1 protein-coding gene is annotated in these 595 nt (G+C 63.7%); it reads right to left on the reverse strand.

Features of this window, described 5'->3' with window-relative positions; genetic code table 11:
• Positions 1-208 precede the first annotated feature (208 nt).
• Positions 209-496: a hypothetical protein gene (locus AACY49_RS29950; RefSeq protein ID WP_133192224.1), complete on the reverse strand. Its 288-nt coding sequence runs from the start codon at positions 494-496 to the stop codon at positions 209-211.
• Between the last annotated feature and the right edge of the window lie 99 nt (positions 497-595).

Here is a 595-nt window from a genome sequence, read left to right on the forward strand (position 1 = left end):
TGATGGTCCGACGGTAGTCGTGCATCAGGTGGGCCACTACGATCCCGGCGAGAACAAGCACGGCGAGGCCGAGAAGCGACCAGTAAAGGTGGTTGGGCGAGCCGAAGAGGAAGTCCGTCAGGACAGCAGTCATCGTTCATCTCCCGTGGAGATTGTTGCATGGGATGGTAGCGGAAGGAAGCCGCGGCGGTAGGTGTCGACCGGTGGGTTAGGCCAACGCGGCGATGGATCGGATCACGGAGAGCGGCTGCAGATCATGGACGGCGACGATGTCTTCGACGCCGAAGCCGATGCACTCCTCAAGCCATATGACATAGCACGCGGCCTCGGCGAGTTCGGTTGCGAGCAGCTCGTCCATCATCGCCGCCTCCCGGGCGAGCTGCTCGGGGAGCGAGTCCCAGTCGAGCGCGTCGAGAAAGCGGTCGCGTCGCTCAATGAAGCGGATCAGGCGGTTCTCGTCTGCCTTGGCGATCGCGATCGCCCGTTGGATGCGCATGGCTCGTCTCCTCTCGTGGACACGATCCCCCCTCCCCCTTCTCTTCTCGTCGGCACGACGGGCTCGGCTCCGAGCTGCTCACGCAAGACGTCGGATCTG

Source organism: Pseudomonas sp. EL_65y_Pfl2_R96 (assembly GCF_963970905.1).
Classification (GTDB): domain Bacteria; phylum Pseudomonadota; class Gammaproteobacteria; order Pseudomonadales; family Pseudomonadaceae; genus Aquipseudomonas.